At 65.1% G+C, this 13,943-nt stretch carries 10 protein-coding genes; 2 read left to right on the top strand and 8 right to left on the bottom strand.

The genetic code is table 11. The annotated features are described in order from the left end of the window. The first annotated feature begins 40 nt into the window (after positions 1 to 40). Complete coding sequence (locus IC605_RS19415) at positions 41 to 553, top strand: hypothetical protein (RefSeq protein WP_216328068.1); 513 nt, start codon at positions 41 to 43, stop codon at positions 551 to 553. A gap of 190 nt (positions 554 to 743) precedes the next feature. Here IC605_RS19415 and IC605_RS19410 read toward each other — a convergent pair whose 3' ends face one another. The 3 genes from IC605_RS19410 to IC605_RS19400 form a co-directional block, all read right to left on the bottom strand. Further along, a complete protein-coding gene (locus IC605_RS19410; protein ID WP_216328108.1) occupies positions 744 to 1,235 on the bottom strand; it encodes an RES family NAD+ phosphorylase in 492 nt (163 codons plus the stop codon). Next, positions 1,232 to 1,714: an antitoxin Xre/MbcA/ParS toxin-binding domain-containing protein gene (locus IC605_RS19405; RefSeq protein ID WP_216328066.1), complete on the bottom strand. Its 483-nt coding sequence runs from the start codon at positions 1,712 to 1,714 to the stop codon at positions 1,232 to 1,234. Before IC605_RS19405 ends, IC605_RS19410 begins: the two co-directional genes overlap by 4 nt. Before the next feature lie 210 nt (positions 1,715 to 1,924). Continuing rightward, positions 1,925 to 2,605: a hypothetical protein gene (locus IC605_RS19400; RefSeq protein WP_216328063.1), complete on the bottom strand. Its 681-nt coding sequence runs from the start codon at positions 2,603 to 2,605 to the stop codon at positions 1,925 to 1,927. Positions 2,606 to 2,804: 199 nt separating this feature from the next. Between IC605_RS19400 and IC605_RS19395 the strand changes: the two genes are divergently transcribed. Continuing rightward, complete coding sequence (locus IC605_RS19395) at positions 2,805 to 3,689, top strand: tyrosine-type recombinase/integrase (RefSeq protein WP_216328062.1); 885 nt, start codon at positions 2,805 to 2,807, stop codon at positions 3,687 to 3,689. 96 nt (positions 3,690 to 3,785) lie between these two features. Here IC605_RS19395 and IC605_RS19390 read toward each other — a convergent pair whose 3' ends face one another. The 5 genes from IC605_RS19390 to IC605_RS19370 form a co-directional block, all read right to left on the bottom strand. Then, positions 3,786 to 5,012 (bottom strand): ATP-binding protein, encoded by a 1,227-nt coding sequence (locus tag IC605_RS19390; protein WP_216328060.1) that lies wholly within the window; start codon positions 5,010 to 5,012, stop codon positions 3,786 to 3,788. Between the two features lie 133 nt (positions 5,013 to 5,145). Then, the gene (locus tag IC605_RS19385; RefSeq protein WP_246581063.1) at positions 5,146 to 5,802 is read right to left on the bottom strand and encodes a type IV toxin-antitoxin system AbiEi family antitoxin domain-containing protein; all 657 of its coding nucleotides are present in this window, start codon (positions 5,800 to 5,802) and stop codon (positions 5,146 to 5,148) included. 259 nt (positions 5,803 to 6,061) lie between these two features. Then, positions 6,062 to 8,950 (bottom strand): RNaseH domain-containing protein, encoded by a 2,889-nt coding sequence (locus tag IC605_RS19380; protein ID WP_216328056.1) that lies wholly within the window; start codon positions 8,948 to 8,950, stop codon positions 6,062 to 6,064. A 35-nt stretch (positions 8,951 to 8,985) separates the two neighbouring features. Continuing rightward, positions 8,986 to 12,336, bottom strand: coding sequence for a pPIWI_RE_Z domain-containing protein (locus IC605_RS19375; RefSeq protein ID WP_216328054.1), 3,351 nt, complete (start codon positions 12,334 to 12,336; stop codon positions 8,986 to 8,988). Further along, a complete protein-coding gene (locus IC605_RS19370) occupies positions 12,329 to 13,765 on the bottom strand; it encodes a restriction endonuclease-related protein (protein WP_216328052.1) in 1,437 nt (478 codons plus the stop codon). The genes IC605_RS19375 and IC605_RS19370 overlap by 8 nt, the downstream gene beginning before the upstream one ends. Positions 13,766 to 13,943 lie beyond the last annotated feature (178 nt).

The raw sequence follows: 13,943 nt of genomic DNA, 5'->3' as shown, positions 1-13,943 counted from the left end.
AACCGAGGTTCGGAAAGACGCCACTCATCCTGAGGTCCCCATGACAACCTACGTCTCGATCACGCTGGAGCTCCTGTCGTCCGTCCCCGATGGCGAGGCCGTGCTGCTGACGGGCCGCTACGCCCGCCACGCGGAGGGGGCGGTTCTCGCTCAGGGTGAGCGCCGCCTCTCCCTCATGGGCGTGCCGTTCGGTTGGGTGCCCCCGCAACACGCCTGGATCGACATCTGGGGCATTCTCCTCCAGGGTTCGCGGCGACGCCTTCTCGTGCACGACGCCCGGCCCCACGGTGCAGCGTCTCCCGTGCCCGCCCCGAGTGCCCAGCCCCTGATCGGGGACGATCTGTATGTGCTCGCGCGGGTGACGCATGTGGGGGGTCAGCAGATCGCCACAACCGCGGACCACCGGGCCTACCTGCTCCTCGGTGAGGAGGTGGATGCCCGGATCTACGGCCTGCTGGGACGGGTCCTGACGCTCGACCCGCCCACTCTGCGTCTGGCACAGGCGCTCCCGCTGCTCCCCGTGGTCCCTGGCCCCCCAGGTGAGGAGGCCTGAAGGCCCACGGGGAGGCTGAACGCACGGCGCTCACGTGCTGGCCCCAATCGTCTTCAGCCGTCTCTCCTCTGGAGTCTCCGATCGAGGGTATACCGGAGACCGACCGGTTGACAGGCAGCCCGAAAAGGGTCTGGCAGTCCGGCCCGTGTATGCGGCACCCGGCCATTCACGGACGACGGGAGAGCCGGAGTTACTCGCGCTCCTGGCCCCCTGGACCCTTGTGCGTCTGGGCGGTCGCCAACAGGTTCTGAACACGGCCGTCGTACGCGAACTCGCCGTGATCCGTGTAGGTCAGGTTTGCGAAGCCGGCATGCGCCGGATTGATAAGGTAGTTGGTGCTGAGCGGGACGACGACGCTGGGGACGGCCAGGGCCAGGCTGCGCGCCTCCCGAACCCAGAGATCGCCGAAAGGCCTCGTTTGTGCGTAGTCGTGGATGTCGATGGTCGTCGGCACGTGTTCGACGCTGCCGTCGGGAAGCGTGAGGCTGAACAGCCTGTACCCGCTGAGGGTCGGGTAGTTGTGCCAGTACGCCAGAATCTCCATCGCCACAAGCGCGGGATGTTCCGAGGTGTAGGCGACCCGGACGCCGGCGCTGTTCCAGCGCGCTTGGCCCGGCGTGGGGATGAACGGGTGCGGGTTCCTCTGCAGGGCCAGCCGGTGGGAGAGCCGGTAGACCCTCAGAGAAAGGCCCCATTGAGGAGCGACTCGACGACGTTCTCGACCTGGCGCTCGCCCGTGCGGGTGCGGAGCAGGTCGAGGGGCGTGTGGTCATCGAAGGCCGGGCTGGGGGTGCGAAACCAGGTCCGGGCACCGTCGGGACCCAGCACCGCGGCGACGTTGGCGAACACCTCGCTCGCGGCGAGGGTCCGGTCGAGGACGTCGGGGCTGGGCTTGGTCCGGCGGCTGACGGTGCTCTCGCTCACGCCCAACAGCCGCGCGGCCTCCGCCTTGCGCACGCCGAACACCTCCGCGAGGCGGTCGGCGACGCGCCCCACGCTGACTCCGGCGGGGATGAGGCGGCCGTCACCACCGATGATGATGGCGATCACTTCGGGGGCGTCGACCCCGGTGACGTACTTGAACACCTCATCGCGTCCCCCGGCGCCCACATGTGGGCTGGAGGCGGGGCGACGGCGTGCCGTAGATGCTGAACTGGTCATCGGTCCTCCTTTTCACACTATACGCAATCTGCAAGATAATCGTCTTGCAGATTGCACAAAATTTGTGGAGAGGCACTCTGCGAGCGAGAGGACCACCGGGTCGCGCTGCCGGAGTTGGGCGGATGAGCCGTTGCCTCAGCTGCTTCCCACACATGTCGAGTGAACCTGCCGCTTTGATGACGGCCGCGAGTATCCGTGTGCGCCCTGAACTTACGTTCCGTGCTCTGTGGGGCGACCACCTTGCCGCCGCGCCCACTCTCTGGTCAGAATTTCGGCTGCTTCAAAAAACGGGGGGCAGATATAACGGTCGCCCGGTACCTCCGGGGGAATCAGTTCGCCGTGGTACAGTGACGAGCTGAGCATGGTCAGCCCGTGGTGGAGTGGTACAGTACCCGCGAGCTCGCGGGCAAAGGCCTGCTCAAGGTCCGACTGCTCCATGTAGTCGATGTTCTGAGGCGCTGCGACCAGCGAATCGATATTAAGCTTAAATTCGAACAGGAGCCGCAGGGCGGCGACACTCAGCACACCAGACGGCCCGGTACTGGAGTCGGCGACGGTCTGGATCGATGCTGCCAGTTCAGCCAGAAGCCCTTTGGACTCCCTTGTGTACTCGCGAAGTTCCTGGGGATCTAGGTAGTTCAGGGCGTACAAGCGCAGGTAGAGCGTGCGTCCAACCTTTGCCCAGGGCGTGCCCGCAGCTGCCATCGGAATAACTGCAAGAAGGCCGTTCCGGCCGAGAGCCAGGACCCGTTCTGGCGTTGAGGCGGGCTGGCGGTACGAGGCGTGTTGGTTAGGCAGGCCCCGCAAAACTCCCACGCTTTTGCGCAGGTTAGTCTCGATGGTGGCGGCAGCCAGCGGCGACGCACGGTACAGAGGAGGGGTAAGCGGCACGGACTCTCCTAACTCGGCGAGTGGTGGTGACGGTGGGAGCACCCTCCTCAGGGTGGAATTAGCAGGAAGCCACGGGCAAGGTCGTGGGGCAGGCGCTCGTCCTGTGTGCCGGTGGCCGCGTCGGCACAAGGAGCAAACGCCGGTTGTAAATATATACAACACCCTAGTTCCCCTCCGCAACCCCCCCTATCCTCCCCCCATGCCCCCCTCCGCCGACCTGCTGCGGCGCCTGCTCGAGCAGCAGCAAGACGAAGCTGTTCTTGATCTGCTCTCCCCGGAGATTTCGGTCAAACCGGCGACCAGGAAGAACGTGCTGTCCGGATGGCGGATTCTCCTGCGCTGGCTGCGGGCGGAAGGGGAGAGCGTGCTCAACCTGCGGGACCCGGAGGAGTTGGCGCGGGCGTACGCGGCCTGGCTCTGGCGAACCTACCCTGAGGCGCCCGCGACGGTGAACAACAGGCTCACCCAGGCGCGCAAGCTGTATCAGGCGCTTCAGGACAAAGGCCTCACCGAGCTCAACCCCTTCGTCCTCGTCCACGGCGAGGTGAACCACGCCCATGAACGGAGGCGCGTATACACGCCGGAAGAGGTCACCCGGCTCCTCGCTCACGCGAATAGGGAAGAGCAGGCCTTGCTCCTCCTAGGGGCCCACGCCGGTCTGACGGGTCCCGAGGTTCGTCGGCTGCGGTTCGAGGACGTCCATGCGCTGGGCGAGAGGATCCACGTGGGTGCACGAATCGTTACCTGTACCCCTGAGCTCCAGTTCGCGCTTCAGGCCTGGGCCGGGGCGAGGGGGGAACTGCCGCTGTACGGGATGAGGCCCCACGGCCTGTTGTTCGAGGAGGAGGGCAGGCCCGTCACGGACGCCCAGTTGCGCGCGAAGATGTTTGAACTCTGCCGGAGGGCGGGTGTCCACTACAAGGCCTGGCACGCCTTGAGAAATTCGGCTGGGGTGAAGATGCTCGGGGAGCAGGACCGCCGGAGCGTGACGGAGGCGCTTGGCCTGGGGGGGCGGATGGCACTCCGGCCCCTGGTCAAGTTGAGTGGGGGTGGGGACGCACGGCGGGGAAAGAAGGGTGGGTGAGAGGGGAGAAGCGGTTGTGTCTTCTTTGTATATATTGACACGGCTGGAGAGGAGCCTGACTCTTCTCTCTGAACCAAGCTGTGCCGACAGCGTTCCTTACTGGGGTCCTCGGCTCTGCCACAGTGTGCCCACCGGGACGGCGGAGAACCTGTCCCCGAACGGAATGGCGGCGTCACCTGTGTACAGCAGCACGCCCCGGTGGAAGCGGGCGCCAAGTTCTTCCTGCAAGGCCCGCAGGCCGCGGAAGTCGCCGGACGTCACCGTCCGCGCCGCCTTGACCTCGACACCCGCGATCCGGCCGTCCCGGTGCCCGAGCAGCAGGTCCACCTCCTGTCCCCCCGCCGTGCGGTAGTGAAAGGCCTGGGCCGCCACCTCGCTCCAGCCCAGTTGCCGCCGCACCTCCCCCACCACGAAGTTCTCCAGCAGCGCCCCGAAGAGGGAACGGTCACCCTCCAGCCGCGCGGCCGTCATGCCGAGCAGGTGGGCGGCCAGGCCGGTGTCCGGAAAGGTGACCTTGGGAGCGCGGATCACGCGCTTGCTCACGTTGACGGCCCAGGCCGGGAGGGGATCGACCAGATACAGGGCGCGGAGCAGGTCGTGGTAGCGCGTCGCCGTGACGTTGTTCAGGCCCGCGTCCCGGGCCAGGTCGCTGAAGTTGAGCAGGTTGCCTGTGCGGGCAGCGAGCAGGGCCAGCAGGCGGGGCAGCTCGGTCAGCCCGGCGATGCGGCTCAGGTCCCGGACGTCGCGTTCGATCAGCGTCCGCAGGTAGTCGGCGAACCAGGCGTCGCGGCGCCGGTCGCTCGCCCGCAGGGCGGCCTCCGGGTAGCCGCCGCGCAGGACGCGCCCGGTCAGGTCCGCCGGGGTCTCGCCCTCCAGGGGCCCGTCGCCGAACAGGGTAGCCGGAAAGTCCTCCCGCTGCCCGCCCAGCTCCCCCTGGGAAAGAGGCCACAGGTGGAGCAGCCCGAGGCGGCCAGCGAGGGAGTCGGCCACCTGCGGCAGGGTGAGGACGTTGGCGCTGCCCGTCAGCAGGAAGCGGCCCGGGCGGCGATCGCGGTCCACGCTCGCCTTGATGGGGAGCAGGAGGTCGGGAACACGCTGAATCTCGTCGATCAGACAGCCGTCCGGCAGGCTCTCGACGAACCCCACCGGGTCGGCCCGGGCGCTGGACTGCACGCTCAGGTCGTCCAGGGTGAAGCGCCGGGAGGGGGGCACGACGGCCTGGGCCAGGGTGCTCTTTCCCACCTGCCGCGCCCCGGTGAGCAGGGTCACCGGAGTGTCCGCCAGGGTCGCCTGCAGCTCTGCCAAGAGATGTCGCTCAAACATTCTGATAATCTAACAGCTTGTGTTAGATTGTCTTGCCACTGCGGGCAAACAGGAGGTGGGGTCTGCCGCAGCCGCACGTCCTCACGCGACCATCCCCCAGGCTTTGTTGGGCACCAGATTCTTGACGAACCTGTCAGGCACGCAGCACCGCCAGGTCGGCCCGGATGACCTTCTCCACCCGGCATACCCGGGCGGCGGCGAGCAGGGGCGAGGTCGCCCCCGGTGTGCCACCCGGTCCGCCACGCTCCAAGTAGGCTTTGAGGATGGTCAGGTAGGTGCCGCGGCCGAGCTTGTGGCGGCGGGCGCAGAAGTCGGCCACGGTCTTCGCGGCGTCGAAGGTGCGGATGGGCGTGCCGGTGCTGGTGTCGACGGTCTGGCCGTGGCGGTAGACCTCGTCGGTCATCCAGTGGAAGTGAACGCCACCGGCTCGGGGGGTCCAGCCGACGCTCCTCCTGGGCAGGGCGAGGTCGATTTCAAGGGGCTCGGCGGCCGTGAGGCGCAGGAGACTCGCGGCGCTTTCCAGACAGGCGACCGTCTTGGGGAAATGGAGCTGCAATTCGGCGAGGCGCTCGGCATGGCTGCCGGCGGAGCCGCCGGCCGAGGGAACTGCGTACACGCCACGCTCGACCCGTTCGAGCTGGCCCCGCTCCACCAGACGGGTGACTTCCACGCCCTGGAATCCCGCCCCCTTCAGTTGGGCCGCGGTCACCAGGCGCGCCCGCTCGGGAGGAGTCCGCCCCCAAAACGTCGCCCAACGTCGCTCGAGAGAAGTGTTCAAAGCTTCAGGCATGATTGACCTAAAAGCTATTACTTCCGAACACTTCTTTCTGTGGACTCCTGCGGAGGGACCAGACATCCGGGTAGGTGTTTATTTCAAAGTGGAGGAACTGGAGGAACACAGTCCTCGAGCTTGGAACACGGCGTGGAAGAGTTCAGCCTCCCGTCTGGCTGCAGGCTAATGTGAGGCAACGTAATTTCAGAACGCAGGCTCACCTCGTGTGAATGGATCGCCGGGCGACCCCTGGTCGCCCGATGCGTCTGTTGCGGCCTCAGAACATAAAGTCAAAGAGGCTGGGCATGGGTTTCACCTGCTCCTCTTGCTGCTGCTCGTCCTCCTCTGCCTCAGCGAGCTCGTAATCGGGCGTGTATTCCTTGAGAAGTGACGCGAAATGCAGCGGACCGGGACTGTTGATCCAGCTGCCGAAATGCGCGAATTCCGTTCGCAGCGCCTCCACGAACTTCGCGAGTTCATCGGGCGTATGCGTGCCCGGGCGGACGACGGTCACCTCGATGGCGTTCGGCGTGATCCACGCATCGTTCTTCGGGTGAATCACTTCTCCCTTGCCGTCGATCATGTCGCGGTATGCGCTGCGGGTGCGGCGCCCCTTGAAGATGCGCGAGCCGAAACTCAGGTAGGTCTGCATGCCGTCACCGGTGTCCGTGACCCGGTACAGGTCCCCAGAACTCCACGTGCTCGCCGGGCGAATCTCCCCGTCGATAACGACATCCACGTCACTGTCCTTGAGGACTTTCGGCGCGTGATCCGGGCGGATGCGGAGGATGGCCGCGTCCGGGAAGTCCATGAGCGCGTTGGGTTCATCATCCAGGGGAACGCTGCGTGGGTCGATGTTTTCATCCGCCAGCCACGGCCAGATGCCGCTGAGGGTGCCGGCGTCCGCGAGGACGATCAATCCCGGGTGGTTGCTCGCACGTTCCGCGATGACGCGGTGTAGGAACTGCTGTGTGAGGGCTCGGCGTTCCGCCATGGTTTCCTTCGGGTTGCGGCGCCGCACCAGGTAACTGGGGCCGTTCGCGTTGAGTTCATGCACCAGTTCGGGCAGGGGCAGCATGGGCGTCCGGACGGGCACATGACTCCCCTGGCTGAGCAGCAGCGTGCCCATGCAGGTGCCGCTCTGCGGGTCGAGTTCGATGGCGTAGGGGATGAAACTCGTCACGTTGTTCGTGCTGCGTTTGCGGTTCAGGCGGATGATGCCCACACCCAGCAGGGTCAGCGCGCGGGGATCGCTCGGCGGCGTGTCGAAGCTGAGGCGGATCTTCTCCTCCATCGCGTTCATCTTCCCGATGCTCTTCCATGCCAAGTCCCGCCACGCGTTGATCGTGCGGATGCGGAAATTTTGCGTTTTCGCATCGTTCAGCACGCCCGTCTTCAGACGAGCGCGGGGCAGCAGGTACTGCACCATCAGGTTCAGCTGCCGGTTCAGGGTGAGGCGCGCCGCACGTTTGTTCAGGGGATCATCCTTGCGGTTCTTCCCGTCGCGGGGGCTTTTGTACCACAAGTCAGCCATGATGATCACGCCGGTCACCGGCAGGTCCGGCCTGCCGCTCGCGTACTCGCGGACCTCTTGAACAAAGGGCGTCCACGCCTGCTCGCGCGAGGCGGCGCGGTCCACGGTCTTCATGTCGCGCCGGCCACCGTCCAGATCCCAGCGGCTGCCGTGCGTGCCGGCAGGAATGGCTTGCAGCTTGATGACGGCCTTGTCCTGCAGGGTCTGTTGAAGGATGTCACGCGCCTGCTCCGCGTCCTCCCGCAGGCCGGGACCGTACCCAAGGATGATGTGGTGGGCTTTGCCGTAATGCGCGTTGATGTCGTCCCGCACGCGGGTGATCCACTGGTCGAACGCCACCTGCGCTTTCTCCCGTTCACGCTCGAGGGTGGCAGCGCTTTTCTCCTTGGGTTTCTTACCTCGGGTGGGTCTCGGTTCAGTGTCGTCGTCGTCCTCGAAAAGAATCTTCCACGCCATGTCTGCATCGTTCTTCTCCCCGTAATGGGAAGGCACCTCCTCGATCCCCGTCCAGCGGGTGAGGCCGTGCGGGGCGAGGAGTTCCTCCAGCCGTTCAAAGGACAGTCGGGCGTCGATGACGGGAATGCCGCGTAGCGCAGCGTTGCTTTCCGCACGGCCATTCTGGTGGTTGATGACGATGACGTGCCCCCCAGCAAGGCCGTAGGCGCCGTTCATGGCGAGGGTCTCGGTGGTGCTGAAGGGCAGTCCGTAGTTGTCGGCGAGGGCCTGCCAGCCTTCATCGAGGCTGAGGTCCGGATTCACGCGGAACTTCAGGGCGCGCGTTTCTCCGTGCGGGAGAATGTACCCGCTGAGGTTGCGGAGGCCTTCTTTAGGTTCGCGGGCCCACACGAACTTCTTGTGTTTCACCTGCAGGACCGGCAGGGCGCGGGCCGGGTATGTTTCCACACTGATTTCCAGACCCAGGCTGAAGCGAATTTCCACGTCGTCGATGACGCGTGTCATGACGTCCGTCATCAGGACGGTTTCGCCATCACGCAGGTTGTCGGTCACCACGCGCCGCATGGGCCCCGCCTCCGGGTAGATCTCCTTCCCTTCGAGGAGACTGCCGGCATAATCAGCGAGATCCGCGTACAGGTTGCTATTCTTGGGTTTCCGTGTGGAACCCGTGAGGCGGTTCACTTCCCAGCCGTAGACATCGATGGGAATGTGGCGTGCCTGGACGGCTTTGTCGTCCAGGGCGAGGTCTTCGAGTTCACGCGCGAGGCGCTGGTCAATGTTCCCCTGAGTTTTCAGGATCTTCCCCGCCCACACGGCCACCGCGGCGTTCGCTTCCATTCGCGCGATGTCCGGCTCGGAGCGGGTGTACAGCAGCGGCTGCGGGTGGTAGCCGAGGCCGAGGTCATCCTCGGTGCGGATGACCCCTGTGTCCCGCACCTGGGTGCGAAAGCGCAGGTCCCGGGTGGGCAGGTTCGCGTTGCGCGGCAGCTTCGCTTTGAGGTCCGTGGTGATTTTCAGCGCGTCGGGCGTCCAGGTGCAGACCGTGACATGATGCTGCCCCACGTTGGGATGTTCCGGGTCGAACTTGAAGGCCATGATGACCGGGTTTTGCACGCGGGAGCGGGCGTTGCTGGCGGTGCGGGATTTCGACAGGCGGGGTTTCATGGTGCGGGTCATGCGGACCTCCAGGACGAGAGGGCGAGGGGAGGGGATCAGTCGAACAGGTCACCGTCGTCATCGAGGTGGATGGGTGGGTAAAAGCCGGGGTCCTCGTCGGGAGCGCTGAATCCACCAGGGTTGAGGCCGTCGATGTCGGCGAACGCGTCCGCGAAGGGTTGGTAGAGGGCCTGCATCATCGCCTGGTCACCGGGATCCTGATGGCCTGAGACGTACCGGCTGAGGAGGGTCTGCATCATCAGGAGGACGCTGCTGCGTTCATCGTCCGCGCTTTGTCCGCCGGCGCTGTGGGGGGCCCAGGCGGCGTCGACGAAGTACACGTCCGCAGGTTGGCTGCGGCGGATAGCGCGGCCGATGGTTTGCAGGATGGGAATCAGCAGGTTTGCGCTGAAGGCGGGGATGAAGTGGTCCGGCAGGCGGCTCGCGCTCATGGAGCGGGACAGGAGCTTCATGGTGTCGGCGTACACTTCGCCGCGCTCGCGGAGGTACACGCCGTGAATGTCTCCCAGCGTGTGGTCCGGCAGGCGTTGCCTGTCGAAGGCTTCGGTGGCGCGGGCGATATTCGAAATCATCAGGCTCAGGTCACCCACGACGGGGTGGGGGCGGATGAGGAAGTACACGTTGCCGATCGCGGCGACACCGTTGTCCTCGTCGTCCGTGTTGAAAACGATGTTCACGCCGCGCCCGAGGGCCGTGAGCGGGAAAACGACGACGCGGATGTCCTCGTCGTGCCCGAGGGTCTCTACCTGGCCGCGCAGGACGTAATGCTCGCGGGAGTTGACGCTTTCGGGGAGTTTTTTGAGGACACCGCGGGTGCGGGCGGCGAGCGCCTCGTTCGTCTGCGCGATCTGCCGCACGACGTCCCGCACCTGGGAGTAGCTGTTCACGATCAGGGCGCACATGCGTGGCCGGCGTCCCCTCCCAGTCTGCATGTTCAGCGCGGCTTTCTCCAAAGGGCTGAGGCCACCGATACTGCTGCGAGCGAGATGCTGCACCATGAGGCGCAGGTGCTCGTCACGCTGCTTGCCGCCACTGAACCGCAGGTACTCCTTTCCATTGGGGTGCTTGATGGGCTGGAAGCGCAGGCGCAGCTGGATGTTGCTGTTCTCCTTGGGTTTCAGCACGTAGTGCGGAGGGACATGCACGTGGAAGGTGGTGCTGTCCGGCATCCACGAGGTGGCGCTGGTTAGGAGGACATTCACGCCCTGCTCCTGCAGGCGTCGAAGCAGCAGGCGCGGCGCGGTGTCCAGGATGAGGTAGCTGATGTTCACGCCGCTGTTGTCGTCTGCCATCTGGTAGCGGACGCTGGAGAAGGTGCCGAGGAGGTTGCGGGCGACCACGTGCTCCAGAGCGGTGCTGACCCGGGCGCGAACCGCCTCGGGGAGGATGTCGTAGTGACTGAGGGGCCGCGCGGCCCGCACCAATTCCTGGTACGCGGCGATGGTGAAGCCGACGGCGACATTCAGCCGGGCGAAGGGCGCGAGCTCCTGCCGACGTTTCGGGTCGAGGAGCTCCGCGAACAGCGTTTCAATCTGGTGGAGTTCCTCGGTGAGGTCCGTGCTGCGGGTGAGGCTGTGCAGGTAACGGGACAGCGCTTCTTGCAGGGCTTTCCAGCGGCCCTCGGCTTCCTCCTCGGTGATGCCGAGTCCCTCGGCGATGTGGCTGCTCTGTGACCAGGGGCGGCGCTCCTCAAAGAAGGTCGCATACACCGCGCCGTCCCATAGGGAGTAGATGGCGGCGAGCTGCTGAGGCTCCAGGGTGAGGTTGAGGTAGGAGACGGCTTGGTTGATGAGGTAGTTGGTCGTGAGCAGGCGATTTTGAAGGGGCACGCCAAGTTCGTCGCGGTGCTCTTCCTCGTAGGTGGTGATTTCCTCATGGAAACGCACGAGGTGCCGTTCGAACGTGTTTGCGGCGTACTGGTAGTTGTAGAGGAGTTTGCGGTCGTGCACGCTGAGACGGCCGGTCATGGCGAGGCGGGTGACTTCCTGCGCTTTGGCATGCACGCTCTCATCGTTGCCGTTGAAATACAGGGAGAGGGCACCCAGGTCGTCGAGGGTGCGTTGGGCGTCGTCCACTTCGTCCACGATGACGAGGTCGAAGGTGCGGGCGATCAGCTGGAAGTACTGGAGGCGCTCACGGGTGGTGTGGGCAGGGACGGTGGTATCGGCGCTGCGAATGTGCCCGAGCCAGACGTGGGCGTCCACCAGTTCCCGCTGGTTTTTCACGCGGCCACAGCGGCTCCACAGGGGACACAGGTGGCGAGTGTTGCGTTCCGCGTCGTAGATCTGCTCACAGGGCGCTTCAGAGGGGGTCCACGCTTCCCAGGCGGCGCGCTCATCCACGGCGTACGCGGGCAGGGGGCAGGTTTGCGCGAAGAGGTCCGCGCCGCCGTGCGTGTGGCCGAAGCCGCCGTCACCCTGCATCGCGATGAGTTCCGCGAGGCGTTCACCGTGGGTGCGTTGCGTGGTGACGCTGCTGCCCACCAGCATGGCGGCGCTGGTGCCGTAGCGGCGCAGGCGGTCCAGGTACTCGCGGGCCACCTCAATGGAAGGAAAGAAGACACACACGCGTTTCTCGCGTTCGGCGAGGTGGACGCACAGCAGGCTGATCAGGGTGGTCTTCCCGGCGCCGGGCAGGCCGATGAGGTGCTTGAGGCCACGCAGGTCCAGTTCGTCGTCGTCACCGAGGGGTTCCAGGCCACCGGGTGTGCAGCGGTACAGCTGGATGACACCGTCGAGGCGACTCACCCAGTTTTCGGCAGGCCAGCGGCCGTTGTTGTCCCGGTCGAGTTGATCGAGGGTATGGGCGGTGGCGCGCAACGCGCGAAGGCTGACGCGCAGCTCCGCGTCGGGTGTGCGGTTGAGGTTGTGCTGGGGGATGTCGTGGAAGTCGACGTGGGAGAGGCGGATGGGGACGCTGATGGGATTCGCGGAGGCGTTGAGGCGCGCGTTGAGGTCCCCTTCGGGGGCGAGGGTAAGGTTGTGCTCGCGTTGCACAGAGCCTTGCATCAGGTGCGTTTTGGCGGCGCGGATGATGGCTTCCTCACCGTCCAGAGGTTTGAACTGCAAGGTCTTCGGGTCAATGCGGTAGGTGAGGTCGAAGCGGGGCTGGGGATCACTTTGAGGTTTGAATTGATCTTTGTAGGCGTTGTCGAGGGTGCGGACCGCGACCTGCACGGCGCGGCGGGTCAGGAGTTTGCCGATGAGCTGCCGCGTGCGGCGAATGGCGGGCGTGAACGTCTGTGCCTGGTGGCTGCTTTCCACAGCACGGGTGCCGCTGAGGACGAGGGGCAGGTGTTCGAGCGTGGTCTCGCCCAGCAGTTCCATCAGGGCGCAGGCCCACTGAATGCGTTGGGCTTTTGGCCAGAGCCGGGTGGCGTCAGGCATGGTCGCCCTTCAGGGCGGCAAGCTTATCCATGGCTTCTTCGACACTCAGAATTTCCAGGTCGCGTTTCAGGGTGGTGTTCAGACGTTCTCGGAGGCGGGGGATGTAGCTGTCGTCACGGACCCGGCGTGTGGCGATGGCGAGGTACTTGTGTTTGTACAGGCGAAAGCGGCCAATGCCGGAGTTGAGCTTGTCGGCGAGGCGGAGGGGGTCGGTGTAGTCCTTGATGTCCACGCCGTGCTCGGTGCCGATGGCGACGTCACAGGCGTCACTTTGCGGGTAGAGATGCACCTTCGGGTGGAACTGGGTGAGATGGCGGTAGAGACGCAGTTCCTCCTGGGCGGGGTCGCACCAGTAGCGCAGTAGGGCGGAGTGCGCAATGTACGCCTGATCCATGGGGACGGGTGTGGTCTGGGTGGTGGTCGGGTTCAGGGAGCGGCAGGTGGGGAGGCGGCAGCGATTGTCGCGGATGGGCCCCTGGCAGTGCTCACAGCGGAGGACGGTGCGGTTGACCGTATCGAAGGGATGCACGGGTTGATAGACGCTGTCGATGAATTGCGTGATCTCACTGGCCATCTGCACGCGGGGATTGCGTTTGAGCTTCAGAAGTTCACTGGTGGTGACCAGAGGGTGTTCCGCGATGAAGCGCCGAATGCGGGTGTACATGTCGTCACGATGGCTCTCGTGGAGGCGGTCCAGGGCGTCCTGAAAGCGGCCGTGCCATTGGACCTCGATAAGGTTCTCGAGGTGCCCGCCCTGCTCGGCCAGGAGAGCGCAGTCGGGGCTGGGGGTGTACAGGTCGTCCTCGATCAGGATGACGTCGTGGTGTTCGGGATGTTCGGCGAGGGGACGGGGTGCCCAATCGCTGAGAGGCTGAGTGCAGGCATGGAGGAGTTCGTGAACGCTAGAGAGGTTGATGGTGCAGCCGCCGAAACGGAAGTTCATGCGGCTGAGGTATGCCTGCGCCTGGCGCAGGCTGAGGGGAATGTCGGTGTAGATGCCGACGAGCTTGCCGTGGGTGACACGGTTGTACTGGTCGAGGATGGCGGCGGCGAGTTGCTGAAGGACACGGTCAGTTTCAGTAAGGTCCGCTGTCAATTCTGCGGGGGCGCTGCTTGTGGCAGGTGCGGGGGTGATGCCGGTGAGGGCGGCCAATAGATCCGTGTCGGTCTGCTCGTGCAGGTGCTGCCGGATGAGGGTGTTGGGCAGGTCAAGGTCGCGCAGCTGTTTCGCGCGGAGGATTTCCAGAAGGTTGTGGCCGGTGAGAAGGCGCTGGTGTTTGGTAATGAGGCCTTTGGCGCGCCAATCGCGCAGGACACGCTCGTTGGGGAGGTCCAGCATGAGGTCCAGCTCGCTGGCGAGTTGGGGCAGGACTGCCAGGGCGGCTTGAACGGTGCCAGTCCAGCCCCGCCAGGAGTCGAAGGGGGTCATAACGTGACCGTATAACAATTACATGGTGAATGTCAAAACCGCAGACGCTTATTTTACAGCTTTGATGTAATTAAAAGGTCAGGCTGGGGTGCGGCGTATCTGGGTTTCCTCCCCAAGAACGGCCTTTGGGCTTGCTTCCGCCTGTGGTCTTCACTGAATCTTAAGAAGCCACCCAACA

The organism is Deinococcus aestuarii (assembly GCF_018863415.1).
GTDB lineage: Bacteria > Deinococcota > Deinococci > Deinococcales > Deinococcaceae > Deinococcus > Deinococcus aestuarii.
Note: the sequence above shows the minus strand (reverse complement) of the source record. Positions and strands in the feature narration are given on the sequence as shown.